This is a genomic window from Bacillus sp. N3378-2at, assembly GCF_033412715.1.
Lineage (GTDB): Bacteria > Bacillota > Bacilli > Bacillales > Bacillaceae > Bacillus > Bacillus subtilis.
Genome location: NZ_CP117986.1, coordinates 1,566,371 through 1,591,610, shown reverse-complemented (window position 1 = coordinate 1,591,610; position 25,240 = coordinate 1,566,371). Strand labels below are relative to the sequence as shown.

Annotated in this window: 26 protein-coding genes, 3 pseudogenes and 1 riboswitch; of the genes and pseudogenes, 19 read left to right on the top strand and 10 right to left on the bottom strand. The window is 45.4% G+C overall.

The annotated features are described in order from the left end of the window. Position 1: 1 nt before the first annotated feature. The 4 genes and pseudogenes from PUN35_RS08800 to PUN35_RS08785 form a co-directional block, all read right to left on the bottom strand. Positions 2 to 439, bottom strand: a pseudogene (locus PUN35_RS08800) (GNAT family N-acetyltransferase); the annotation flags it as partial. Positions 440 to 443: 4 nt separating this feature from the next. Next, entirely contained in the window at positions 444 to 893 is a 450-nt protein-coding gene (locus PUN35_RS08795) for a GNAT family N-acetyltransferase (protein ID WP_014479413.1), read from the bottom strand. A gap of 90 nt (positions 894 to 983) precedes the next feature. Beyond that, positions 984 to 2,822 carry a bifunctional homocysteine S-methyltransferase/methylenetetrahydrofolate reductase gene (locus PUN35_RS08790; protein ID WP_014479414.1) on the bottom strand — a complete coding sequence of 613 codons (1,839 nt, stop codon included), beginning with the start codon at positions 2,820 to 2,822 and terminating at the stop codon, positions 984 to 986. An 89-nt stretch (positions 2,823 to 2,911) separates the two neighbouring features. Next, positions 2,912 to 3,029: riboswitch (SAM riboswitch) on the bottom strand. Between the two features lie 106 nt (positions 3,030 to 3,135). Further along, positions 3,136 to 3,627: a YajQ family cyclic di-GMP-binding protein gene (locus tag PUN35_RS08785; protein WP_014479415.1), complete on the bottom strand. Its 492-nt coding sequence runs from the start codon at positions 3,625 to 3,627 to the stop codon at positions 3,136 to 3,138. 98 nt (positions 3,628 to 3,725) lie between these two features. Here PUN35_RS08785 and PUN35_RS08780 point away from each other — a divergent pair. Both PUN35_RS08780 and PUN35_RS08775 read left to right on the top strand, forming a co-directional pair. Next, positions 3,726 to 4,623: pseudogene (locus tag PUN35_RS08780) on the top strand (S1 RNA-binding domain-containing protein). A 97-nt stretch (positions 4,624 to 4,720) separates the two neighbouring features. Next, entirely contained in the window at positions 4,721 to 5,011 is a 291-nt protein-coding gene (locus PUN35_RS08775) for a DUF3784 domain-containing protein (RefSeq protein WP_014479417.1), read from the top strand. Between the two features lie 43 nt (positions 5,012 to 5,054). On the opposite strand, the gene PUN35_RS08770 is transcribed toward PUN35_RS08775, so the two are convergent. After that, positions 5,055 to 5,906, bottom strand: a complete 852-nt coding sequence (locus PUN35_RS08770; protein ID WP_014479418.1) for a DegV family protein — start codon at positions 5,904 to 5,906, stop codon at positions 5,055 to 5,057. Between the two features lie 136 nt (positions 5,907 to 6,042). Here PUN35_RS08770 and PUN35_RS08765 point away from each other — a divergent pair, with 136 nt between their 5' ends. Beyond that, positions 6,043 to 6,885, top strand: a complete 843-nt coding sequence (locus PUN35_RS08765; protein WP_003245017.1) for a YitT family protein — start codon at positions 6,043 to 6,045, stop codon at positions 6,883 to 6,885. An 18-nt stretch (positions 6,886 to 6,903) separates the two neighbouring features. Beyond that, positions 6,904 to 7,359: a BsuPI-related putative proteinase inhibitor gene (locus tag PUN35_RS08760; protein ID WP_014479419.1), complete on the top strand. Its 456-nt coding sequence runs from the start codon at positions 6,904 to 6,906 to the stop codon at positions 7,357 to 7,359. Positions 7,360 to 7,389: 30 nt separating this feature from the next. On the opposite strand, the gene PUN35_RS08755 is transcribed toward PUN35_RS08760, so the two are convergent. The 3 genes from PUN35_RS08755 to yitU form a co-directional block, all read right to left on the bottom strand. Next, on the bottom strand, positions 7,390 to 7,587 hold the full coding sequence (locus PUN35_RS08755) for a DUF3813 domain-containing protein (protein WP_003245613.1): 198 nt from the start codon (positions 7,585 to 7,587) through the stop codon (positions 7,390 to 7,392). Beyond that, positions 7,588 to 7,740, bottom strand: coding sequence for a hypothetical protein (locus PUN35_RS08750; RefSeq protein ID WP_017695668.1), 153 nt, complete (start codon positions 7,738 to 7,740; stop codon positions 7,588 to 7,590). 103 nt (positions 7,741 to 7,843) lie between these two features. Beyond that, positions 7,844 to 8,656 carry a 5-amino-6-(5-phospho-D-ribitylamino)uracil phosphatase YitU gene (gene yitU / locus PUN35_RS08745; RefSeq protein ID WP_014479420.1) on the bottom strand — a complete coding sequence of 271 codons (813 nt, stop codon included), beginning with the start codon at positions 8,654 to 8,656 and terminating at the stop codon, positions 7,844 to 7,846. Positions 8,657 to 8,776: 120 nt separating this feature from the next. On the opposite strand from yitU, the gene PUN35_RS08740 reads away from it, so the two are divergent. The 12 genes and pseudogenes from PUN35_RS08740 to argF all read left to right on the top strand — a co-directional run bounded on the left by PUN35_RS08740 (position 8,777) and on the right by argF (position 21,775). Continuing rightward, positions 8,777 to 9,544, top strand: coding sequence for a prolyl oligopeptidase family serine peptidase (locus PUN35_RS08740; protein ID WP_014479421.1), 768 nt, complete (start codon positions 8,777 to 8,779; stop codon positions 9,542 to 9,544). 63 nt (positions 9,545 to 9,607) lie between these two features. Further along, on the top strand, positions 9,608 to 9,916 hold the full coding sequence (locus tag PUN35_RS08735; protein ID WP_014479422.1) for a metal-sulfur cluster assembly factor: 309 nt from the start codon (positions 9,608 to 9,610) through the stop codon (positions 9,914 to 9,916). A gap of 64 nt (positions 9,917 to 9,980) precedes the next feature. Beyond that, entirely contained in the window at positions 9,981 to 10,151 is a 171-nt protein-coding gene (locus tag PUN35_RS08730; RefSeq protein ID WP_003232996.1) for a YqaE/Pmp3 family membrane protein, read from the top strand. 73 nt (positions 10,152 to 10,224) lie between these two features. Further along, positions 10,225 to 11,643 (top strand): FAD-binding oxidoreductase, encoded by a 1,419-nt coding sequence (locus tag PUN35_RS08725; RefSeq protein WP_014479423.1) that lies wholly within the window; start codon positions 10,225 to 10,227, stop codon positions 11,641 to 11,643. A gap of 44 nt (positions 11,644 to 11,687) precedes the next feature. Then, positions 11,688 to 12,183, top strand: a pseudogene (locus PUN35_RS08720) (MFS transporter). A gap of 205 nt (positions 12,184 to 12,388) precedes the next feature. Continuing rightward, the gene (argC, locus tag PUN35_RS08715; protein WP_014479426.1) at positions 12,389 to 13,426 is read left to right on the top strand and encodes an N-acetyl-gamma-glutamyl-phosphate reductase; all 1,038 of its coding nucleotides are present in this window, start codon (positions 12,389 to 12,391) and stop codon (positions 13,424 to 13,426) included. Positions 13,427 to 13,445: 19 nt separating this feature from the next. Continuing rightward, positions 13,446 to 14,666: a bifunctional ornithine acetyltransferase/N-acetylglutamate synthase gene (gene argJ / locus PUN35_RS08710; protein WP_014479427.1), complete on the top strand. Its 1,221-nt coding sequence runs from the start codon at positions 13,446 to 13,448 to the stop codon at positions 14,664 to 14,666. A gap of 14 nt (positions 14,667 to 14,680) precedes the next feature. Beyond that, positions 14,681 to 15,457 (top strand): acetylglutamate kinase, encoded by a 777-nt coding sequence (gene argB, locus PUN35_RS08705; protein ID WP_014479428.1) that lies wholly within the window; start codon positions 14,681 to 14,683, stop codon positions 15,455 to 15,457. Next, complete coding sequence (locus PUN35_RS08700) at positions 15,454 to 16,611, top strand: acetylornithine transaminase (RefSeq protein ID WP_014479429.1); 1,158 nt, start codon at positions 15,454 to 15,456, stop codon at positions 16,609 to 16,611. Before argB ends, PUN35_RS08700 begins: the two co-directional genes overlap by 4 nt. Positions 16,612 to 16,681: 70 nt before the next feature. Next, on the top strand, positions 16,682 to 17,743 hold the full coding sequence (locus PUN35_RS08695) for a carbamoyl phosphate synthase small subunit (RefSeq protein WP_014479430.1): 1,062 nt from the start codon (positions 16,682 to 16,684) through the stop codon (positions 17,741 to 17,743). After that, positions 17,736 to 20,828 carry a carbamoyl-phosphate synthase (glutamine-hydrolyzing) large subunit gene (locus PUN35_RS08690; RefSeq protein ID WP_014479431.1) on the top strand — a complete coding sequence of 1,031 codons (3,093 nt, stop codon included), beginning with the start codon at positions 17,736 to 17,738 and terminating at the stop codon, positions 20,826 to 20,828. Before PUN35_RS08695 ends, PUN35_RS08690 begins: the two co-directional genes overlap by 8 nt. Next, on the top strand, positions 20,816 to 21,775 hold the full coding sequence (gene argF / locus PUN35_RS08685; RefSeq protein ID WP_014479432.1) for an ornithine carbamoyltransferase: 960 nt from the start codon (positions 20,816 to 20,818) through the stop codon (positions 21,773 to 21,775). Before PUN35_RS08690 ends, argF begins: the two co-directional genes overlap by 13 nt. A gap of 47 nt (positions 21,776 to 21,822) precedes the next feature. On the opposite strand, the gene PUN35_RS08680 is transcribed toward argF, so the two are convergent. Continuing rightward, positions 21,823 to 22,973, bottom strand: a protein-coding gene (locus tag PUN35_RS08680) for an IS3 family transposase (RefSeq protein ID WP_087614160.1) whose coding sequence is annotated in 2 segments (ribosomal slippage) — positions 21,823 to 22,700 and positions 22,700 to 22,973 — 1,152 coding nt in all. Because the reading frame shifts where the segments join, the coding sequence is not laid out codon by codon here. A gap of 177 nt (positions 22,974 to 23,150) precedes the next feature. On the opposite strand from PUN35_RS08680, the gene PUN35_RS08675 reads away from it, so the two are divergent. Continuing rightward, positions 23,151 to 23,330 carry a YjzC family protein gene (locus PUN35_RS08675; protein ID WP_003245356.1) on the top strand — a complete coding sequence of 60 codons (180 nt, stop codon included), beginning with the start codon at positions 23,151 to 23,153 and terminating at the stop codon, positions 23,328 to 23,330. A 45-nt stretch (positions 23,331 to 23,375) separates the two neighbouring features. Here PUN35_RS08675 and PUN35_RS08670 read toward each other — a convergent pair whose 3' ends face one another. Continuing rightward, entirely contained in the window at positions 23,376 to 23,561 is a 186-nt protein-coding gene (locus tag PUN35_RS08670; RefSeq protein ID WP_003245236.1) for a YjzD family protein, read from the bottom strand. Between the two features lie 248 nt (positions 23,562 to 23,809). On the opposite strand from PUN35_RS08670, the gene PUN35_RS08665 reads away from it, so the two are divergent. Further along, complete coding sequence (locus tag PUN35_RS08665) at positions 23,810 to 24,544, top strand: hypothetical protein (protein WP_014479433.1); 735 nt, start codon at positions 23,810 to 23,812, stop codon at positions 24,542 to 24,544. 81 nt (positions 24,545 to 24,625) lie between these two features. Beyond that, on the top strand, positions 24,626 to 25,183 hold the full coding sequence (locus tag PUN35_RS08660; protein WP_014479435.1) for a hypothetical protein: 558 nt from the start codon (positions 24,626 to 24,628) through the stop codon (positions 25,181 to 25,183). Positions 25,184 to 25,240: the final 57 nt, after the last annotated feature.

The window sequence follows — 25,240 nt, the reverse complement described above, 5'->3', positions numbered from 1 at the left end:
AAAAACCCGACATTTGAGAATCAAGCTTTTTTGTATAAGGTTGAAAACTGTGACAGCTGTACTTTCGCACTGAACCAGCCGTATGAAAACCTGCTTTTTCATAAAGCGGCAAACCTTCTTTTGTGGCGCAAAGCCTGATGGCGGTGTTTTCATCCGTTTGGGTGATACAGGCGTTTACCATACGCCGGCCGAGACCGAGCCGTTGATATTCCTTGTCAACGATAACGAGGCCGATAGAAGCAAGACGGCCAAACAAAAACAAGCCGATGCAGGAAATAATATCACCGCTGACATTTTGATAGCCGAAAAAGCGTCCTTGCTGGACAAGCAGTGCCAGCTCTTGTTCGCCGTAATCCGGCCACCCGGCTTGCCTGCAAAGCCGCAATAAGCCGGAAACATGTTCTTCATGAAGCTCAATCAGCTCATCCACTACATCCATAAGATCACCTGCTTGTTCCTAGTGTTTTGTACATGACAATATGAGTGCCTATGCCGGGAATCTCAAACGGTTCGCCGAGTTCTTCCCACCCAAGTTTTGAATAGTAGCCTTTCACATGGCTTCTGGCATTGCACCAGACCGCCTGAACGCCGTTCTCCGCCAGTTTCTCTTCCGAGTGTTTGATCAGCGTGCTCCCGCCTTTTTGATCGCGATATCCTACAAGCGTTGCCATGCCTCTCAGCCGATATGCTGGGGATTCTGTTATTAATGGCTGAATTTGCGGGGAAAAAGAGGCGATGCTGATCAGCTTTCCTTCAAAAAACGCGCCGAGATGAAAGGAGCCTTTTGCATGATCCTCTTCATATTTGCATTGTTCAATGGATTGATGGGGACGCAGAATGCGGTGCCGGATTTCATACGTATCTTCCGCGGAAATGGTTTTGACTTCGAGCATAATGTTCCTCCTCATGACTGTTTTTCTATATCGTAACACGAATCCCGTTGAAAAAGACCGCCCGATTGGATCAGACAGTCTTTTAAGGGATTAATGCAAAAAGATATTTTGGCGCTGCTCATCTTTTTGCTGAATATATGAAGTAAGCTCAGCGGTTAAGTCAGATCTGAGGAAAGGCGTTATCAAGTAGATGCCGTTAAACAGCTCGCATGCCGTATCCAGCAGGGAGCGTGCAATCGCAAGGCCTTCCGCCTTTTGCTTTTCTTTATCTTCACCGGCACGGGCCATTTTTTCGCGAATCGTATCAGACAGCTTAATGCCGGGAATTTCATTATGGATGAATTCGGCATTCCGGCTGCTTGTCAGCGGCATGATGCCGATATAGATCGGCGTCTTCAGATGTTTTATTTCGTTATGGATATCGACAAGCTGCTGCTCGGAATAGACAGGCTGAGAAACAAAATAATCTGCGCCGCAATCTATTTTTTTCTCAAGCCGTTTTACCGCTTTATCCAGATGGCGGACGTTAGGATTAAATGCGGCGGCAACTGAGAAATTCGTTTTCTTGCCGAGCGGTTTTCCAGACAGAGACAGACCTTCATTGAATTGTTTGATCAGCCTGATTAAATCAAAAGATGTTAAATCATATACAGACGTCGCACCAGGAAAATCCCCGATTTTAGAAGGGTCACCTGTAATAGCAAGCACGTCATTCAGCCCTAACGTATCAAGGCCCATTAAATGTGACTGTAAGCCGATAATGTTACGGTCACGGCACGTAATATGGACAAGGGAACGCATATCGAGCTGTTGCTTGATGAGAGCGCCGCAGGCAACATTGCTGATCCGCGGGGTCGCCAGAGAATTGTCGGCGAGTGTCAGGGCATCGATTCCCGCTTCTTTTAATTCAGCAGCAGCGGACAGAAATTTGTCAAAGCTCAGTTTTTTCGGCGGATCCAGCTCTACGATAATAGAGCGTTTTTTCGCTGCGATCTCATCCAGGCCGGGCTCGGTTCGCTCGTGATGAACAGAAATGAATTCTTTGGCCCGGGTTTTGACTTCTTTTTCCTTAATCGGAACCAGCCCGCCAACTGCTTCCGCCATCGCCCTGATGTGATTCGGCGTTGTGCCGCAGCAGCCGCCGATAATCCGCGCGCCTTGCTTTCGGAATTCTGACGCGCTGTTTTGAAAATACGTGTCGTCTGTTTCATAGACGAGCCGTCCCTCTTCAAGCGAAGGAAGACTGCTGTTCGGATAAACGGATAAGAATACGTCATCAAAAATCGGCACTTCGCTGAGCGCTTCAATCATGTGATAAGGCCCGAGCCGGCAGTTAATGCCGACGATATCAGCCCCGAGATCCGCAATCGATCGCAATGCGTCAGAAAGCGGTGTTCCGTCCTGCAATACGCCTTGCTCGTGCATGGAGACATTGAGCATAATCGGAAGATCAGTCTCTTTGCGCGCGATTTTCAGCACTTCACGGGCTTCTTCCAAATCATAATATGTTTCTAACAGCAAGCCATCCGGCTCTTCATGCAGCAGCAGATACAACTGCTCGCGGAAGCTGCGCTTAATTTCGTCAAGACTGTACGCGTTTTTATTAAATGTCCGTATGCCGCCCATCGTTCCAAGCACGTATGCATCGCCTGCTGAAGCCCGCGCAATCTTTACGGCCTCCTGATTCATTTTTTTGATGTCATCCTCAAGACCGTGTCTGGATAATTTAATATAGTTGGCCCCGTACGTATTCGTTTGAATAATGTTGGCTCCCGCTTCAACATACGCTTTATGTATGCGCTGAATTTCCTCCGGCTTTGAAATATTGAGTTCCTCAAAACACCTGTCAATGCCATAGGAGTAGAGGAGCGTCCCCATGGCGCCGTCACCGATTAACACCTGTCTTTGCAAATCTTCTAAAAGTCCCATTGTCTGCCTCCTTTATTCACATCAGCAAGGAAAAAAGAGAAATAAAAAAAGTCCTCTTAAGAAGAAGACTTTGTCAGTGATTTTGTCTCTTCTTATCTTCCAAGCTGTTCGAGCTTGCTGGATTTAGCACCTTGGTCATGGCTGATCGCCATTACACCGGTTGCTGAAGCTTCGTCGGGCCAGTCCCTCTGCTTCTCTTGATAAGAACGGATATGAAATTTTCGTGTCAGGAAGTGCCAAAAGATACCTGGCGTTTTTCCCTTTCTCCAAATTTACCGAAAATAAAGACAATAATCAATAGGAATCAGAAAATTTATCTGAAATTTATAAATTGAACGTCAATTGGCAGATCTGCTCCCCGCACAGCTGAGATAATCTGCTGCAGGTCATCTTTGTTTTTTCCGGTGACACGCACTTGATCATCCTGCACCTGAGACTTTACTTTCAGTCCGGAGTTTTTGATGATCGTATTGATTTTTTTTGCGTTGTCCTTGTCAATGCCTTGAACAAGCTTTGCGCGCTGGCGCACCGTTCCGCCTGACGCGTTTTCAACCTTGCCGTACTCAATGTTTTTTGTCGGTACGTTTCGTTTAATCAATTTGCTGACCAGCACATCTTTCAGCTGGCTTAATTTGAATTCGTCATCGGAAACGAGGACCAGCTCCTCTTTATCTAAAGAAATGTCGCTTTTGCTGCCTTTAAAGTCATATCGGGTACTGATTTCCTTCAGTGCGATTTGGATTGCGTTTTGCACTTCAGGCAATTCCACCTTGGATACAATATCAAATGAGCTTTCTTTTGCCATATGAAAACCTCCATAACATTTAACTTATGTGTTGATTATAGTAGAATAAAGAGAAACTTCCAACAGAACAAAGAATCAATTTGTGATGATTGGAAAAAATGTTAACAAAATCCGCAGAGGAATAGGCGGAACAGGAAGGACGATAGCATGAGACCAGGGCAGCAATTAACCTTGAGTATAGATCACCAAACCGACTTCGGTTACTTTTTAACCGATGGGGAAGATACGATTCTCTTACATAACAGTGAAATGACTGAGGATATCGGGGACAGAGACGAAGTAGAAGTCTTTATATACGTCGACCAGCAGGAAAGGCTTGCGGCCACGATGAAAATTCCGGTCATCAGCGCGGATGAATATGGCTGGGTTGAAGTGGTGGATAAAGTGGAAGATATGGGCGTTTTCGTTGATGTCGGTTTATCGAAGGACGCACTAGTCGCAACTGAGCATTTGCCGCCGTATGAAGATGTCTGGCCGCAAAAAGGGGACAAACTTTACTGTATGCTGAAGGTGACGAACCGGGGGCGCATGTTTGCGAAACCAGCGCCGGAAGATATCATCAGCGAACTGTTTACCGACGCTTCAGAAGATCTGATGAATAAAGAGCTGACAGGTACGGTGTACAGGCTGATCGCATCGGGTTCATTCGTGATCACGGATGACGGTATCCGCTGTTTTATTCACCCGTCAGAAAGAAAAGAGGAGCCAAGACTGGGTTCAAAAGTCACAGGCCGGGTGATTCAAGTGAAAGAAGACGGTTCAGTCAACTTGTCGCTGCTTCCGAGAAAACAGGATGCAATGTCTGTTGATGCTGAGTGCATTCTAACGTATATGAGAATGAGAAACGGTGCCATGCCGTACAGTGACAAAAGCCAGCCTGACGATATCAGAGAACGTTTTAATATGAGCAAAGCCGCCTTTAAACGCGCGCTGGGCCATTTGATGAAAAACGGAAAAGTGTATCAGGAAAATGGATGGACATACGAGAAAAAATAGAAGGCCCCACAGGCCTTCTATTTTTTTATGAAACTTCACAAATTAAATTTTGTTGCGTATCATTAGGGGGCAGAGTTCTAAGAGAAGGGGGAGAGTCGTGGAAATACGTATCGATTTTTTAATAATCTTTATTGCGCTGCTTTTCTTTTGGGTTGCTTATATGGTTGGAATAAAAAAGCAAACATGGATACTTTCCGGTTTCCGGGAGTCTCAAATACGTGACAAGGATCGTCTGGCTAGAATTGCGGGATACTTTTTTCTCAATTCGGGAATATTTATTCTTTTAAATGGTTTTATTTCATTTCAGGGACAAGATCAGCTGATACCTCCAATGATAGTGGCATACGGTGCCGGAGTTATCATTTATGTAAATAAAAAATTAATATAAAAAACCTCCAGCATACATCACATATCTGGAGGTTTTTTTTTGCTCATTTTCTTAAAAAGAATATTGCCAATGTACCTGGACCGGCATGCGAGCCGATTGCTGAACTGATTGGATGCATAATGATTTCTTTCGGCTTGAACGCTTCCTCAATCAGGTGTTTCATATCCGTGGCTTTTTCTTTGTTCGCGGCGTAGCTGATCCCGACGGTTTGATTGCTCAAATCATCCCCGCGCTCTTTCATAAGCTCGATGATCCGTTTGAAAAGTTTCTTCTGTCCGCGGATTTTTTCCAGAGGCACAAGCTTGCCGTCCTCCATCTGAAGCAGCGGTTTAATATTCAACAGGCCGCCGACAAAAGCGGACGTTTTGGAGATCCGGCCGCCCCTCGCGAGATATGTTAAATCATCAACGGTAAAAATGTGTTCAAGCTGGCTGCAAAAGTTCTTTACAGACGTTTCAATTTCTTGTATTGTATTCCCGTTGATACAGAGATCGGCAACATGCTGGACAGCCAGACCGTATCCTAATGAAGCGCATTTGGAATCAATGACCCGCAAATCGAAATCGGGGAATTCCTCCTTCACTTCATTGGCGATCATGACAGCTGTCTGATACGTGCCGGAGAGACCTGAGGAAAAGGCAATGTAAAGAGCGGGATCACCTGTTTCGGCATATTGCAAAAACACATTTTTAATCGTGTGCGGTGAGGCTTGCGACGTCTTAGGCGTTTCTCCATTTTGCATCGCTTCAAATATTTGATCCGCATGAATTGTGACTGCATCTTCGAATTCTTTATCGCCGAGAGAAACCCTGAGCGGAATAAAGCCAATGCCTTTTTCTTCAAAATAAGAACGAGGCAAATCAGTGGCGCTGTCAGCGATGAGATGAACTGTCATATTGCTTCCCTTCTTTCCGTTATCGCTCGTTATCATGAGAGTTAAGCCAACTATATCATATTAATTTGCCAAAATCGTGTTCAAATATTTGTTTTAAGGGAAAACATAATAAAGAGAAAGAGCGGAGGAACATGCCATGGTACTAGATCAAACAAAAAAATTACTCATCGTCATCATCGGCGCTTTACTCAATGCTGCCGGGCTGAACTTATTTTTGATACCTGCAGATGTATATGCCAGCGGATTTACAGGTGTTGCCCAGCTTTTATCAAGCGTCGTTGATCAATATGCCCCCTTTTACATATCGACGGGAACGCTCTTGTTCCTCTTAAACATTCCGGTCGGTATTTTAGGATGGCTGAAGGTCGGCAAATCGTTTACAGTGTACAGCATTTTAAGTGTCGCACTCACTACTCTGTTTATGGGGATCCTGCCGGAAACAAGCCTGTCACATGACATTTTGCTGAACGCGGTGTTCGGCGGCGTCATTTCCGCAGTCGGTATCGGCTTAACATTAAAATACGGAGCTTCGACAGGCGGGCTTGATATCGTCGCCATGGTGCTTGCAAAGTGGAAGGATAAACCCGTCGGCACGTATTTCTTCATTCTGAACGGGATTATCATCTTGACGGCAGGATTATTGCAAGGTTGGGAGAAAGCATTATATACCCTGGTTACACTATATGTGACAACGAGGGTGATCGACGCAATTCACACTCGCCACATGAAGCTTACGGCAATGATTGTGACGAAAAAAGCGGACGAAATCAAGGAAGCCATTTACGGAAAAATGGTGCGCGGCATCACAACTGTTCCGGCAAAAGGAGCTTTTACGAACGAACAGAAAGAAATGATGATTATCGTCATCACGAGGTATGAACTGTACGATTTAGAAAAGATCGTCAAAGAAGTTGATCCGAAAGCATTTACGAACATCGTTCAAACGACAGGGATTTTTGGTTTCTTTAGAAAAGACTGACGAAAGCAGGTGGAAGTCGTGAAACGGCTGCTTGTGATGCTCCTCCCCGTGCTGCTTTTGATAGGCTGCGGGAAAGATGAGCAGACAGAACCCGATAAGGAGGTATCAGGCGGAATGGAGAATCAAGAGGTTGTTTTATCTATTGACGCAATTCAGGAGCCTGAACAAATCAAGTTTAACATGTCGCTGAAGAACCAAAGTGAACGTGCTATTGAGTTTCAATTCAGCACAGGGCAAAAATTTGAACTTGTCGTGTATGATTCTGAGCACAAAGAAAGATACCGTTATTCGAAAGACAAAATGTTTACGCAGGCTTTTCAAAACCTGACGCTTGAATCTGGAGAAACATATGATTTCTCTGATGTGTGGAAGGAAGTCCCTGAGCCCGGAACCTATGAGGTAAAGGTGACATTTAAGGGCAGGGCGGAAAATCTCAAGCAGGTTCAGGCTGTTCAGCAGTTTGAAGTCAAATAAGAGGCTATGGCGAGTCGCCATAGCCTTTTTTTATTGGAGTTTGTCCAGCTGATTTTGAAATTGATGCAGCTGTTGACGTTCCGCATCTGTCGAATTGGCATACGCAGAAGATACAGCATTTTTGGCTCTCAGAATCGCTTGCTCCTGATCGCCTTCCTCAAAGCCGTTTGTCACCATGACCGCCTGTTGAACAAATGATTTTGCCTGCTGAAACAGTTCATTTCTCATTTAATATTCAACCTGGCTTTCGGCCGAGTCTCGTGCCGCGGCATGCTGGTGAGCTTCTTCTAAAGTAGACCGATATGGAAATCTTGCGGCGTGTAGCCCGATGGAGTCTTTACCCTGCTGAATAAACCTTCTGGATTTGCTTCGTTTACCCATTTTGAGACTGCCCCCTTCCATACTTTGACGAGATGAGTCGTCTTCAATAGTATGGTGGGGCAAAGTAAGGTTTATGAGTGGGAAAAATTAATACGGGCCTTCTTTAAAGTGAGAAATATTCTTTCAAAAACCTTGCAACGCCGTCCTCTTCATTTGTAGCCGTTGTTCGGTTGGCAATCTGCTTGACCGCGTCAATTCCATTTCCCATTGCAACGCCGCAGCCTGCAAATTCAAGCATTTCCAAATCGTTATCCTCATCCCCGAAAGCAATGATCCGCTCCCTCGGCAGGCCGTAATAATCGCTGATTTTCTGCAGGCCGACCGCTTTATTCATGCCGCTTTTGATAATTTCAATGACATGCCACGGTGCGGCCCATCTTCTATGGTCGATTACCTCGGCATGCACATCCGATAAATATGAGCGTATTGCCGGCACATCCTCTTCTTTTGCATGTATGAGTACAGACGTCACATCTTCACCAAGATTTTCCCGCAAGTCTCCGACCGTTACATTTGTTGTGTTCATGTTAAAGGCATCAATCAGGTGCTCATCATGGTAATGAAAGTATACGTCATCAATCACTTCAGCAAGCACATTATGTACGTTGTAGCTCTCGCTGATATCCACGAGCTGTTTGACAACATCAAGCGGGAGTGACGTATGATACCGTCCCCAGCTGTCGTCCTGCGGATGATGGACAAATGCTCCGTTAAAATTGACAATCGGCGTTGTCAGTTCCATCTGCTGGTAGTACATGGAACTTGAACGGTACGGACGCCCCGTTGAGATGCAGACATAATGCCCGTCATCTTTTAGGCGCTGTATCGTCTGAAGGGTGTTTTCAGATATGGTTTTATCATCCTTTAATAATGTTCCATCTAAATCTAATGCGATTAAATAGGGTTTTGTCTCCATGAAAAGCTCCTTTAACCTTAGATTTTGCTTGTTTTGCCTTACTTACAGTGTAGCTTTTTACCATCTTTATTGTCTACATGTTACACTTATGATTATGGTTATCCTAAGGAGGGGCACATTGTGATACAAATTGAGAATCAAACCGTTTCCGGTATTCCGTTTTTACATATTGTAAAGGAAGAGAACAGGCACCGCGCTGTTCCTCTCGTGATCTTTATCCATGGTTTTACAAGCGCGAAGGAACACAATCTTCATATTGCTTATCTGCTTGCGGAGAAGGGTTTTAGAGCCGTTCTGCCGGAGGCTTTGCACCATGGGGAACGGGGAGAAGAAATGGCTGTCGAAGAGCTGGCGGGGCATTTTTGGGATATCGTCCTTAACGAGATTGAAGAGATCGGCGTACTTAAAAACCTTTTTGAAAAAGAGGGCCTGATAGACGGCGGCCGCATCGGTCTCGCAGGCACGTCAATGGGCGGCATCACAACGCTTGGCGCTTTGACTGCATATGATTGGATAAAAGCCGGCGTCAGCCTGATGGGAAGCCCGAATTACGTGGAACTGTTTCAGCAGCAGATTGACCATATTCAATCTCAGGGCATTGAAATTGATGTGCCGGAAGAGAAGGTACAGCAGCTGATGAAACGTCTCGAATTGCGGGATCTCAGCCTTCAGCCGGAGAAACTGCAACAGCGCCCGCTTTTATTTTGGCACGGCGCAAAAGATAAGGTCGTGCCTTACGCGCCGACCCGGAAATTTTATGACACGATCAAATCCCATTACAGCGAGCAGCCGGAACGCCTGCAATTTATCGGAGATGAAAACGCTGACCATAAAGTCCCGCGGGCAGCTGTGTTAAAAACGATTGAATGGTTTGAAACGTACTTATAAAGCACTAAGTTATTAACAAGAGCTGAATTTACGTTATACTGTAGAAAAAAGGAGTGAGGGAACGTGGAAGAAGCATTAAAAGAAAACATCATGGGCGCCCTGGAACAGGTTGTCGATCCTGAGCTTGGCGTTGATATCGTGAACCTTGGTTTGGTATACGATGTTGACATGGATGAAGACGGCTTAACGCACGTGACGATGACACTGACATCAATGGGATGCCCTTTAGCGCCGATTATCGTGGATGAGGTGAAAAAAGCATTAGCGGACCTTCCTGAAGTGAAAGACACAGAGGTTCACATTGTATGGAATCCGCCTTGGACTAGGGATAAAATGTCCAGATACGCAAAAATTGCGCTTGGCATTCAATAAAACAAAAAAGGACAGCCTGACATGTGAGGCTGTCCTTTTTTACAGCTGAAAGGAGTGAAAGGAAATGATGTACCTGCTGGCAGTTTTATGCCCGCCGCTTGCTGTTTTGTTTTCGGGAAAACCGTTTCAGGCCTTGCTGAATCTCATATTGACCTGTATCTTTTGGCTGCCGGGCGCGATTCACGCCTGCTTTATCGTCGCCGACCGCCGTGCCGAAAAACGGGCAAGAAGATAATTTGGAAAAATGAGGACGCAGTCATGGTATAATGGCCATAAAAAACAGCAGGGAGAGCACTATGAAATAGAAATTGCTTGCATTCGCGCTTTGTACTGGCGCGTATGCGGCCCTGTTTGCGTACTCTGTGAACTCAGAGCAAAAAACAGACACAAGCGAGATGACGGATGTCAGCGGCCTGATGCCTGTAAAAATAAAGCAGACAGTGAAAGGGCAGGAAGAGGAAACGCTCATTGACACAGTCAAAGAGGCAAATCGAAAAAACATAAAAATTTCAATCGCCGGGGCCCAGCACTCCATGGGCGGCCATACATATTATGAGGACGGCATCGTTCTCGACATGACGGGCTACAACAAAATCCTGTCACTCGATCAAGAGAAGAAAACCATCAGGGTGCAAAGCGGTGCAACGTGGAATGATATCCAGAAATACGTGAATCCATACGGACTCGCGGTAAAAGTCATGCAGTCACAAAACATTTTTACAATCGGCGGATCTCTCAGCGCAAATGCACACGGACGTGATATTCGCTACGGCTCGCTGATTGATACAGTCAAATCATTTCGGCTTTTAAAAGCTGACGGGACGATTATCACTGTCACTCCAAAAGATGATTTGTTTACGGCGGTCATCGGAGGGTACGGCCTTTTTGGCGTGATTCTTGATGTAACGCTTGAGCTGACAGATGATGAGCTGTATGTCATGAAGACAGAAAAAATGAATTACAGCACATACTCAGACTATTTTTCAAAGCATGTAAAAGGAAATCCAGATGTCCGAATGCATCTGGCGCGAATTTCAACAGCGAAAAAAGGATTTCTGAAAGACATGTATGTCACGAATTACGTATTGGCTGATCATCAGGATCAACTGCCATCATACAGCGATCTCAAAGAAGATGAGTATACGGGAGCCACAAAGTTTGCACTCGGTTTGTCAAGACGGTATGAATGGGGCAGGAATTGGCTGTGGGACACACAGCAATCCTATTTCCTGAGCCAAAACGGCACAGAGATTTCACGCAATAACGTCATGCGGTCCGAATCAAAGTTTCTTGAGTATGAAAACAATGACAACACAGATGTTTTGCAAGAATACTTTGTGCCCGTGAAGGAGTATGGGTCCTATATTGATGACCTGAGACAAACGCTGTCGGACGAAGATCTGAACCTGCTGAACATTACGATCCGCTACGTGCAGAAAAATGAAAAGGCCGACCTTTCCTATGCGAAGGACGATATGTTTTCGCTCGTGCTATTAATAAACGAGGGCTTTTCAAAAGAAGACCAGGCAGATACTGCCCGAATCATCAGGCACATGACAGACGTTGCCATCAAGCACGGCGGCAGCTATTATCTGCCTTATATGACCTACCAGACAAAAGCGCAAATGAGACAGGCATATCCGAAAAGTGAAGCGTTTTTTCAGAAAAAACGAACCTATGACCCGGATGAGCGCTTTATGAATTACTTTTATCAGAGGTATAAATAATGGGGAAAAACAAATTAAAATGGCTGACATTATCACAAAGCAGCGTGTTTTTCGCAAGCAGCTTAATCTTTCCGTTTTATATTCTGTTTGTGAAAAATATCGGCTCAAGCTACACACAGTTCGGTTTTTCCTACGGATTGTTCGGGTTGAGCGGAGCGCTCATTTACCCGCTCCTCGGACGGCTGTCTGAAAGGTTTGACAGCCGTTATTTTCTGCTTCTGAACTCGTGGGGGATGGCTGTTCTGCTTTTATATGTCCCGCATATTGGAAGCGTCGTTCAAGTGTATATCGTCCAAGTGCTGTTAGGGCTCTTTGGAGCGATGCAAAAGCATGGAGAAAAAAGTGCTGATCGCTAATTTTACAGACAGCGGAGAGCGTGGAAAGAAGATTGGAAATTACCATTTTTGGACAGCTGTCTTTTCAGCAGCAGCCATTATGCTCGGGGGCTTTCTCGCTGACTTTTTCACAGTGCAAATGATTTTTTATGCAAGCTCTATTCTATATTTTTTGAGTGGATTGATGATGATGAAAACAGGCTGACGCGGTCAGCCTGTTTTTTTATGCGGCTGAAATGCGGCGCCGCATCAACGTTTTTATGATGGCGTCGTGCCGATTTTTTTGAGCGGAATTCCCATTGAACAGAAAATTTATAAATGAATAAAAATATTAAATATACGATTGAATTAATTTTTATTCATGTTATAATGTTAAATAATTTCACAAAGACCAAGAGGGTGAACTTGTTTTGAAAATAGGAATTGTAGGTGCTACAGGATATGGAGGCACCGAACTTGTCAGGATTCTTTCGCATCATCCTCATGCAGAGGAATGCATACTTTATTCATCCAGCGGAGAAGGGAATGTCTATAGCGAGGGTTATCCTCATCTTACCGGCTTAGCGGATCAGCAGCTGAAGCCGATTGATATGAATACGATCAAACACGAAATAGATATCATGTTTCTCGCTGCGCCGCCCGGAGTATCAAGTGAATTGACTCCAAAGCTGGCAGACGCGGGAATTCCGGTTATTGATCTGTCAGGTGATCTGAGGATACAAGAACCGGCTGAATATGAAAAATGGTATAAACGGACAGCGGCACCGAAGGCGGTGATTCAAGAGGCGGTATACGGTCTGGCAGAACTGAATCAACTGCAAATTCAACAGGCGAAACTCATTGCCAATCCAGGCTGTTTTCCAACAGCTGTTTTGCTTGGCCTCGCGCCATTGGCTCAAAAGAAACTGCTCGATGAATCTTTCGTTATCGTTGACGCGAAGACGGGTGTTTCCGGAGCGGGAAGAAAAGCATCCATGGGAACCCATTTTTCTGAGCTGAACGGCAATTTTAAAATTTATAAAGTCAATGAACATCAGCACACGCCGGAAATTGAGCAGGCGCTGAATGAATGGCAGCCAGGCCTCGGGCCCATTACATTTTCGGCTCACTTGGTTCCGATGACAAGGGGCATCATGGCGACGATGTATACCAGATTAACCTGTGATCTATCCGCAGATGACCTGCATGATTTATATTCGGAATTTTACCAAGATTCATATTTTGTGAGAGTGAGGCCAAAAGGTCAGTACCCGCAAACGAAAGAAGTGTACGGCAGCAATTTCTGTGATATCGCCGTGACCCTCGATGAGAGAACGAACAGAGTCACGATCGTCTCGGTAATCGATAATTTAATGAAGGGTGCCGCCGGTCAGGCAGTGCAAAACTTTAATTTGATGAATGGCTGGAATGAAGAAACTGGACTCACCATCACGCCAATTTATCCATAGAACGGGAGAGAATCGAACCATGATTCAGTTAAGTGAAGATCAAATTGTAAAAGTAACAGGTGATGTATCCTCGCCAAAAGGGTTTCAGGCAAAGGGTGTGCATTGCGGGCTGCGCTACTCGAAAAAAGACCTCGGCGTCATTATCAGCGAGACACTGGCTGTGAGCGCAGCAGTTTATACCCAAAGCCACTTTCAGGCTGCTCCGATCAAAGTGACACAAGACAGCTTAAAGCACGGACCGACACTGAAAGCCGTTATCGTCAACAGTGCCATTGCCAATGCCTGCACGGGAGAACAAGGCCTAAAGGACGCATACACAATGCGGGAGAGCTTTGCTTCACAGCTTGGCATTGAGCCGGAGCTTGTCGCTGTTTCATCAACGGGTGTCATCGGCGAGCATTTAGACATGGAAAAAATCCACGCGGGGATCGAGCTGCTGAAAGGAACACCTGCGGGATCAGGCGATTTTGAGGAAGCAATTTTAACAACTGATACGGTGATCAAGCAGACGTGCTATGAACTGGCAATCGGCGGCAAAACAGTCACGATCGGCGGAGCGGCCAAAGGCTCAGGGATGATACACCCGAACATGGCCACGATGCTGGGATTTGTGACAACTGACGCGGCAATCGAAGAAAAAGCGCTGCAAAAGGCGCTTCGAGAAATCACTGACGTTTCATTTAACCAAATCACAGTTGACGGAGAAACATCCACGAACGATATGGTATTAGTTATGGCGAATGGCTGCGCCGAAAACGAGTGCCTGACAGAAGACCATCCAGACTGGCCGGTCTTTAAAAAAACACTCTTGCTCACTTGTGAGGATCTGGCTAAAGAGATTGCCAGAGACGGAGAAGGCGCGACAAAACTAATTGAAGCACAAGTACAGGGAGCGAAAAACAATCTTGATGCAAACGTCATTGCCAAAAAGATTGTCGGCTCAAATCTCGTGAAAACGGCAGTATACGGAACAGATGCCAACTGGGGGCGGATCATCGGAGCCATTGGACACTCCGCAGCTCAAGTGACGGCAGAAGAAGTAGAGGTTTATCTTGGCGGCCAATGCCTGTTTAAGAATAACGAGCCTCAGCCATTCTCTGAATCTCTCGCCAAGGAATACCTTGAAGGAGATGAAATCACCATTGTCATCAAGATGGATGAAGGGGACGGAAACGGGAGAGCGTGGGGCTGTGACCTGACCTATGACTATATCAAAATTAACGCGAGCTATCGCACGTAATAAAGGGGAGCGAAATGAAGAAAACAATCGTTTTTAAATGCGGGGGAAGCGTCATCCGTGAGCTGTCGGAGGAATTTTTTCAAAATCTGAAAGAGCTGATGGCGTCAGGCTGGAAGCTGGCGATCGTACATGGCGGGGGACCGGAAATCACGAATATGCTGAAACGGTTAAATATCAAGACAGAGTTTTCGGGCGGACAGAGGAAAACAACGAAGCCGGTGCTGGAAGTGGCGGAAATGGTTTTATCCGGTTCTGTCAATAAATTTTTCGTTGCTGAGCTTGCCAAACACGGACTGCGAGCCGCAGGCATTTCTGGTAAGGATGGAGGTCTTTTGGAGGCTGATTATCTAGATCCGGAAACACACGGAGAAGTGGGAGAAATCAAAAAAGTCGATGCGTCCATGGTGAACGCGCTGATGGAAAATGGCATCATCCCAGTTATTGCGCCGCTGTCTATGACAAGCGACTGCAAAACGCTGAATGTAAATGCTGATCTGGCTGCTTCAGCAGTCGCCGGAGCGCTTGAAGCTGATAAGCTGATGTTCGTCACGGATGTCGATGGAATCATGAAGGAAAAGCAGCGTCTGGACGTCCTGACCCCTAAGGAGATTCAGATGCTGATCAAGCAGGAAGTGATCACAGGAGGGATGATCCCGAAGGTCAATTCAGCCTTGTCAGCTTTATCAGATCAGGTGTCTGAAGTCATGATCGTAAACGGAAAAGGATCATTCTTCGCAGAACAAACCTTTCAGGGGACAAAAATCGTCAAAGCAAAGGAGGCTGTTTCATGAGCAGCTTGTTTCAAACCTACGGCCGTTGGGATATTGACCTCAAAAAAGCAAAGGGAACGTACGTTGAGGATCAAAACGGCAAATCATACCTTGATTTCATTCAGGGGATTGCGGTATCAAATCTAGGACACTGCCATGAAGCGGTGACAGAGGCAGTCAAAAAACAGCTTGACAGCGTATGGCACGTATCTAACCTGTTTCAAAACAGTCTCCAAGAGCAAGCGGCGCAGAAGCTGGCAGCGCATAGTGCAGGAGATCTTGTCTTTTTCTGCAACAGCGGCGCAGAGGCGAATGAAGGTGCGATAAAGCTTGCCCGAAAAGCAACTGGAAAAACAAAAATCATCACTTTTCTTCAGTCGTTCCATGGCCGCACGTATGCAGGGATGGCTGCGACCGGACAGGATAAAATCAAAACAGGCTTCGGCCCGATGCTTGAAGGCTTTCACTACCTGCCATACAATGATCCTTCTGCTTTTAAAGCTCTTGGGGAGGAAGGCGATATTGCCGCGGTGATGCTTGAAACAGTGCAGGGAGAAGGAGGAGTCAATCCGGCGAGTGCTGAATTTTTATCAGCCGTACAGTCGTTTTGCAAGGAAAAGCAAGCCCTTCTCATCATTGATGAAATCCAGACCGGCATCGGACGGACGGGAAAAGGCTTCGCATATGAGCACTTCGGACTCTCACCGGATATCATCACAGTCGCCAAAGGATTGGGAAACGGCTTTCCGGTCGGCGCTGTCATTGGAAAAAAACAGCTTGGAGAAGCGTTTACCCCTGGTTCTCACGGAACGACTTTCGGAGGAAATATGCTGGCGATGGCTGCTGTGAATGCCACATTGCAAATTGTATTCCAGCCTGACTTTTTGCAAGAGGCTGCTGATAAAGGGGCGTTTTTAAAAGAACAGCTTGAGGCGGAGCTAAAGAGCCCTTTTGTTAAACAAATCCGAGGTAAAGGATTAATGCTTGGAATTGAGTGTGATGGCCCGGTTGCTGACATTATTGCTGAATTGCAGACATTAGGCTTGCTTGTATTGCCGGCCGGCCCGAACGTGATTCGGCTGCTGCCGCCGCTCACCGTGACTAAGGATGAAATAGCAGAAGCCGTCAGCAAGCTGAAACAGGCAATCGCTCATCATTCCGCTGTAAACCAGTGATTTTTTTTCGATATAAAGGCATAAAAATTCATTTTTATAATTAATTATTCATCAAGAGGTGGGCTGTTAGATGGAAGGTTATTTAGTGTTAGAAGATGGGACATCGTTCAGCGGCGAGCTGGACGGCCATGAAAACTGTACGGGAGAAGCTGTTTTTTTCACAGGAATGACAGGCTACCAGGAAGTGCTGACAGATCCATCGTATAAGGGACAGATTATTGTATTTACCTACCCGCTGATTGGCAACTACGGCATAAATGAAAAGGACTTTGAAAGCAAGAAACCGCAAGTAAAAGCAGCGGTTGTCTATGAGGCGTGTGATCACTTTTCTCATTATGAAGCGGTATACAGCCTCAAGGAGTATTTACAGAAATGGAACATTCCGCTGTTAACCCATGTTGATACGAGGGCTGTCGTGAAGAAAATCCGGGCAAACGGGACGATGGGTGCAACAGTCACAGCCTCTAAAGAAGGAGCTGAGATGGCCCTTCAACCAGAGAATGTGGCAGAGCAGGCTTCAGCCCAGGAAATCAGCACATTCGGCGACGGGAATAAACATATCGCTCTCATTGATTTTGGCTATAAAAAGTCAATCGCATCATCACTTGTCAAAAGAGGCTGCAAGGTTACTGTGGTGCCATACCAGCAAATGGAGGCCGTATACAACATCAAACCCGATGGCATTGTGCTATCGAACGGACCTGGAGATCCGAAAGCAATCCAGCCATATTTAGGAAAGATCAAAAGCATCATCAGCCGCTTTCCGACTCTCGGCATTTGTCTCGGACATCAGCTGATCGCGCTCGCGTTCGGAGGGAATACTTTTAAGCTGCCATTCGGACACAGGGGAGCTAATCATCCGGTCATCGACCGTGAGACGAAACGGGTCTTTATGACAAGCCAAAACCACAGCTATGTGGTTGATGAACAGTCGATTAATGAAGAAGAGCTCACGATCAGATTTCATCATGTCAATGATACGTCAGTTGAAGGGCTTGCCCATAAAAAACTGCCAGTCATGAGTGTGCAATTCCACCCGGAGGCCCATCCCGGACCGGCGGAAAGCGAATGGGTTTTTGATGATTATCTAAAGAATGTGATACCAGCAAGGAGAGAAATCGCGCATGCCTAAAGACACCAGTATTTCAAGCATATTAGTAATCGGATCAGGCCCGATCATCATCGGGCAGGCGGCAGAATTTGATTATTCAGGAACTCAAGGGTGCATCGCGCTGAAGGAGGAGGGCTACCGGGTGATTCTCGTCAACAGCAATCCGGCGACAATTATGACCGATGAAGCCTTTGCTGATGAGATTTATTTTGAGCCTCTGACAGCAGAAAGCCTGACAGCCATCATTAAGAAAGAACAGCCTGATGGGCTTCTTGCCAATTTAGGCGGTCAGACCGCGTTGAATTTAGCAGTGGAGCTTGAAGAAACGGGTGTTTTAAAGGAGCACGGCGTCAAGCTTCTCGGCACATCCGTTGAAACGATACAAAAAGGAGAAGACCGGGAAAAATTCCGTTCGTTAATGAACGAATTGAATCAGCCCGTGCCAGAGAGTGAAATTGTTGATAATGAAACCGACGCCATCCGGTTTGCGGAATCCATCGGTTTTCCCGTTATTATCAGACCTGCTTACACATTAGGCGGAAAGGGCGGAGGAATCGCCCCTGATAAAGAAGCCTTTACAGCTATGATTAAACAGGCGCTATTAGCAAGCCCGATCAATCAATGCCTTGTCGAAAAAAGCATTGCAGGCTTTAAAGAGATTGAATATGAAGTCATGCGTGACAGCAATAACACATGCATTACCGTCTGCAACATGGAAAATATCGATCCGGTCGGCGTGCATACAGGTGACTCTATCGTTGTGGCGCCTTCACAAACATTGACAGATGAAGACTATCAAATGCTGCGGACGGCTAGTCTGACCATCATTTCAGCACTTGATGTCGTAGGCGGCTGCAATATTCAATTCGCGCTTGATCCTTTCAGCAAGCAATATTACGTGATCGAAGTGAATCCGCGTGTCAGCCGGTCATCGGCTCTCGCATCTAAAGCGACCGGTTATCCGATTGCAAAGATGGCTGCTAAACTGGCAGTCGGATACACACTTGACGAGCTGAAAAATCCGCTCACAGGCTCAACTTACGCAAGCTTTGAACCGGCACTGGACTATGTGATCGTCAAATTTCCGCGCTGGCCGTTTGATAAATTCAAAAACGCAGACCGCAAGCTTGGCACAAAAATGAAAGCCACCGGTGAAGTGATGGCGATTGAACGGAATTTAGAAGCAGCGATACAAAAGGCAGCCGCGTCGCTTGAATTAAAAAATATCGGGACACACCTTCCAGAGCTCAGCGGGTTGTCAATTGATACGCTATGGGATTTGGCAATCACTCCGGATGACCGCAGATTTTTCGTTGTCATGGAGCTGTTGAGCCGCAGCGTCTCGATTGATGACATCCATGAAAAAACAAAAATTGATCCGTTTTTCCTTCATACCTTTGACAACATCATCAAATTGGAAAACCGCCTGATGGAAGCAGGGAGCGATCTCTCTTTTGAATTATTGAAGAAAGCAAAGGAAAAGGGATTCTCAGACGCAACGATTGCCTCACTGATCGGCAAAACAGAGGAAGAGGTGCGCGCGCTTCGCAAGGAGATGGGCATTACGCCTTCCTTTAAAATCGTAGATACATGCGCGGCAGAGTTTGATGCGAAAACAAACTATTTTTACTCCACATATTTCGGAGAAACCGATGGAGACATCAGCCGCAAAGAGAAAAAACGCGCGCTCATTATCGGATCAGGCCCGATTCGGATCGGCCAAGGCGTTGAATTTGATAATAGTGCTGTTCACGGTGTGCTGACACTGCAAGAGCTTGGATTCGAAACCATCATGATTAACAATAACCCGGAAACGGTCAGCACCGATTATGAAATTGCGGACCGCCTGTATTTTGAACCAATGACAACGGAGCATATTGTAAACGTGGCGGAGCAGGAAAATATTGATTTTGCAATTGTGCAATTCGGCGGCCAAACTGCAATCAATGCTGCTGAAGCGCTCGAAAAAGCCGGCATTACTCTTCTTGGCACATCATTTCAAACGCTCGACGTGTTAGAGGATCGGGATCAATTCTATCAGCTTCTTGACGAGCTGGGATTGAAGCACGCAAAAGGAGAAATTGCTTATACAAAAGAAGAAGCCGCTTCAAAAGCGAGTGAGATCGGCTATCCGGTGTTAATCCGCCCATCTTACGTTATCGGCGGAATGGGCATGATCATTGTTGACTCGCAAGCCCAGCTTTCTCAGCTGCTGAATGATGAGGACAGCATGCCATATCCGATTTTGATTGATCAATATGTGTCTGGAAAGGAAGTCGAAATTGATTTGATTTCCGACGGCGAGGATGTCTTTATCCCGACATATACCGAGCATATTGAACGGGCAGGTGTCCATTCAGGGGACAGCTTTGCCATTCTTCCCGGGCCGTCCATCACGAGCGGGCTGCAGCAGGGCATGAAAGATGCGGCACAAAAAATTGCCCGAAAACTTTCATTTAAAGGCATCATGAACATTCAATTTGTGATCGACAATGGAAACATACTCGTTCTTGAAGTGAATCCGAGAGCGAGCCGCACGGTTCCTGTCGTCAGCAAAGTAATGGGCGTTCCGATGATTCCGCTCGCCACACGTCTGCTGGCGGGAGCGTCCTTAAAAGATCTAGATCCGGCAGTTCAAAATCATCATGGAGTTGCCGTGAAGTTCCCTGTTTTTTCTTCTCATGCGATCCAGGATGTGGATATCAAGCTTGGGCCGGAAATGAAATCAACGGGAGAAGGCATGTGTGTCGCATATGATTCTAACAGCGCCTTGAAAAAAATCTATACAAGAGTCTGGAGTCAAAAAGGAAGCATTTATTTGCAAAACGTTCCGGAAGATGTGCAGGAGTTAGCAGAAAACGCAGGTTTTACCGTTCATGAAGGGACATTTGCCTCATGGATGGAACAAGAAGAAAAATCGCTCCACATCAATCTGAGCGGTTCTGAAGAAGCACGCATAGAACGTTTGGAAGCCATGACGCACGGCATCCCCGTCTTTACAGAAGAAGAAACTGTGCGGGCGTTTTTACAAAGCGGTTCTGGCCATCCGCAGCCTGTATCTCTCAAAGACCTCTATAAAAAGGAAGTGGCATCATGCACACAGTGACGCAAACCAGTTTATACGGAAAAGATTTATTAACGTTAAAGGACCTTAGTGAAGAGGATATAAACGCCTTGCTCGCAGAAGCCGGTGAGCTGAAACAAAACAAAATTCAGCCTATATTCCATGGCAAAACCTTGGCGATGATTTTTGAAAAATCATCAACGCGGACACGTGTTTCTTTTGAAGCGGGCATGGCACAGCTTGGCGGGAACGCCCTCTTTCTAAGCCAGAAAGATCTGCAGCTGGGGCGCGGTGAGACTGTCGCTGATACGGCAAAAGTGCTGTCAGGCTATGTGGATGCCATCATGATCCGGACCTTTGAACATGAAAAGGTGGAGGAACTTGCCAAAGAAGCTGACATTCCGGTGATCAATGGACTTACTGATAAATACCACCCATGCCAGGCGCTGGCGGATCTCTTGACGATTAAGGAGATAAAAGGGAAGCTTAAAGGCGTAAAAGTCTCATACATCGGTGACGGAAATAACGTGGCGCACTCCTTGATGATCGGCTGCGCGAAAATGGGCTGTGATATCTCGATCGCTTCGCCAAAGGGATATGAAGTGTTAGATGAAGCAGCTGAAGCGGCAAAAACATATGCACTTCAATCCGGCTCTTCTATCACGCTGACAGATGATCCGATTGAAGCTGTAAAAGACGCGGACGTAATTTATTCTGATGTGTTTACAAGCATGGGGCAGGAAGCGGAAGAGCAAGAACGTCTTGCTGTCTTTGCGCCTTATCAGGTGAATGCGGCGCTTGTCAGCCATGCCAAGCCTGACTATACATTTTTACATTGTCTCCCTGCGCATCGTGAGGAAGAAGTGACTGCGGAGATTATTGACGGGCCGAACTCTGCAGTGTTCCAGCAGGCGGAAAACCGTCTTCATGTGCAAAAAGCACTGCTGAAGGCCATTTTATACAAAGGGGAATCATCAAAAAACTGCTGAGCCAAAGGGACTGACCCCCGTTTTTGAGACAGGGATCAAAACACCTTTTAAACAGCCAATTGCCGATAATTTATCGGTGATTGGTTGTTTAGTTTCGTTTGAATACGAATATTGTTATAATAATGAATGTATTCTATGACAGTGCGTTCTACGATGGCGGTCGTGGTTCGATCAATGCTGTTAAGATAGAACGTTTCAGACTTTAGTGAGGAATGAAACGATTCGATGGAGGCATTATCAGCGGGTGTCCCTTTGCGGGACATGCTCATGGTAATGCCTTTTGTTTTAACAGCTTTCTGATACTCGTAAGATGTATACACAGATCCTTGGTCACTATGTAACACGCAGTTCTCAGGCAGTGTTGGCAGTTGATCAAGTGTGTGTAAGACAAAGTCTGTGTCCTGCTTATCTCCAATCGTAAAAGCAATCACTTCTCCATTATATACATCCAATATACTGGAAAGGTACAATTGTTTCTGTCCATAAGGCAAATACGTGATGTCTGTTACTAGTTTTTCAAGAGGATGATCAGACTGAAAGTTCCTATCTAATATATTGTCGACCACGGCATATGGCTGCCCATTCTTCTTGCGCTTTTTCACCTTAACCCGGCACTGCCACTGATTTTTCTGCATAATACGCTGAACCGTTTTATGGTTAATACACATTCTCTTTTTTAATATAGCTGTGATTTTTCGATATCCATATCGATACTGGTGCTCTCGGCACAACGTGCCGATTTGTTTTTCTAAATGGCGCTTGGGATGATCTTTCTTCAGATTCTTCTTCCAACGATAATAAGACGAGCGAGAGATACCTAAATGAATACAGATATCCTGCACGGTCATTGTGCTGTGCAATTCTTCTACAAGTTCGACTGACGTTTGGCTATCAACTTCCTTTCCAATTCGTTGTACTTTTTTAACACTTCATTCTGTTGTCTCAGATATCGATTCTCTGCCTGCAGTTTCTCTAATTCGGAAGAATACTCCGGACCTTTTCCATAAGTGTATTGCTTACCAACAGGCTGTTCAAATCGATGTGTATCACCAGCCTTATACCATCTGACCCATGTCTTAATCTGCGTATTATTTTTGATATTCAACTCCTGCATGATCTCTTTCATAGGTACGCCTGCCAATCTCATTTCTACAGCCTTCTGTTTCACTTCAACCGGATAACTCACTCTTGTCCCCATAGAAAAAACACCTCCAAGTCTAATTTCGGATAACAATCATCCGTATTCAAACTTGAAGGTGTTTTTATTTGTCTCATCTTATGGGGTCAGTCCCCAAACTCAGCAGTTTTTTTGATGGCAACATATTCACAGCCGCTTAGGCGCATACTACAGCAAAAAGGAAAAGGAGGAAAAACAGTGGGACAGCAGCACCAATTCCGGCCCGGACAGAAAGCGCCTAATAACGGTGTCTACGTAGAAATCGGCGAGACAGGGAGCATGGTTAAAAACCCTCAAAAGGTCCATCTGTCAGCAGGGGAAATGTTCCCCGAAACATCAAACCACAACCGGCTGTGGACCTACAAAAGAAAGCCGTGACCACTAAAAAACCCAAAACAATAAATGTTTTGGGTTTTTGGCTTTTTAATGCTGGCTTGCATTTTTGTTCATAGGCATGATTTCTGCTAAAACCATGATTAAGACATACAGTACAACAGCAATGACAGATGATGTTTTGAAATTATACGTAACGCTGTTCATGCTTGCAACCAAGTAGCATGCCATATGTGATAAAAGGAACGTCCAAATAAAGGCAATAATATATCGCACGTTTCCACCTCGTCCTTCTCATTCTATTCTAAAAGTTATCATACCATACAAAAAGCGAAGGGGGAATCCAATTTTAGCAGAAAGTGAGGTGACAAAAGAGTCTGATTCGTCACACTTTAATGGTAAAATATAAAACGTCAATCAGTATAATAGCCAAAAATGTAAAAGGCTAGGACTTTACCTTATTCGTTTCTTTTCTATTTACATAAGATAGCGTGAGATGAAGTGTGAAAGGAGGCGGGCAAGCGATGGGAATAACGGAAAGATACTTTCAACTGGGAACGGAGCATAATGTCATTCATCTGCCCTATCGCCCGAACGGCTTCGGCATCTTTATCTTGGGGGACAGAACCCACTTTGTCGGACATGATTCAAGCTTTTGGCAGCAGCATTATGGCAGAAATCAGCTTCTGAGCATGTTGAGGAATGAAGGATACACTCTTTTTAACAGCAATCTGTTCGGAAGGCATTGGGGGGCGGAAAAAGCAGTCACCTATGCCAAACAGCTGATACATTCTGTGCTGAAGCAGGAAATCCTCAATCCGAAGATTCATATTTTAGCAGAAGGCATGGGTGCTCTCGTGGCCGATGAACTGCTTCGTTTTTCCCCGGATCATATCCGCTCAGCCGCAATGTTGAATCCTTGTCTCGATCTTCAGGCACATTATGAATCGGAAAAAGAAAATAAATTTTTCTATAAGCAATTTTTGAAAGAAGTTTCGAAAAGCTACGGAATTTCTGAAAAAGAAGCGGAAGCGCTTCGTTATAAAACAATTCAAAGCTACCCGAGCGGCGTACCGGTTCATATATGGCAGCGTATGACCGGAGCTCCATATCCCTACAGCGTACATGCGGAAGTTTTCAAGGAAAAACAGCAAAAGCAAGGCTCACCGGTCGACATGACATTTCATTTATTTGAGCATCCAAGCAGAATTTATGCATCAATTTGCAAATTCTTTCACAGTCATGAAAAAGAATTATAGAGAATATAATGACAACAGCCTTCTCTTTTGCGGAGGCTGTTTTGTTTTGGGAAATGAAAAACCGGAAGGGCGGCAGATGCAATGGAATCAACGCTGATTGTAGGTGCGGACGAATTTTTCGGCCTTTCATTATGTGAACGAATGATGGATGAAGGCATACATGTTGACGTTGTTCTGGCGGAAACAGAAGATAAAATGAGACAAATGTACTTAGAAGAAAGACTCATGTGGCTTGGGAGAAATGAACTCTTTCGCCAGCTTGAACACATTGGAGACCAAAATTATGATACAATTTGTATCCAGTTCGGAAGTTTTTTGCCTTTAGACCAATGTGATTCTCCTTATATTTTAGTATATGAAGAAGACCGAAAAGAATGGGAAAAACGTGAAAAAACAGGCTCGGAAAAAACCGTGATCCTGCCGAAAATGTATGGGCCATGGAAAGAAGAAACAGAGGAAGACGGCTATTACACAAACGACGTGGCTGACGAGTTGCTGAGATTCCTGTTAGAACCAAGCCGTCATAGCAAAGATCAGCTTTTTGAATTGCAAGTCACAGAGAAAACCTCAAAAGAAGAAGCAAAAACAAAAATTATCGAGTGGAAAAGACAATTTTCATCAATTTTCGACAAATATTAAGAAAAACCTTCCATGTTTCGAGTTTTCTAGATACAATAAACGTATAAAAATAATACA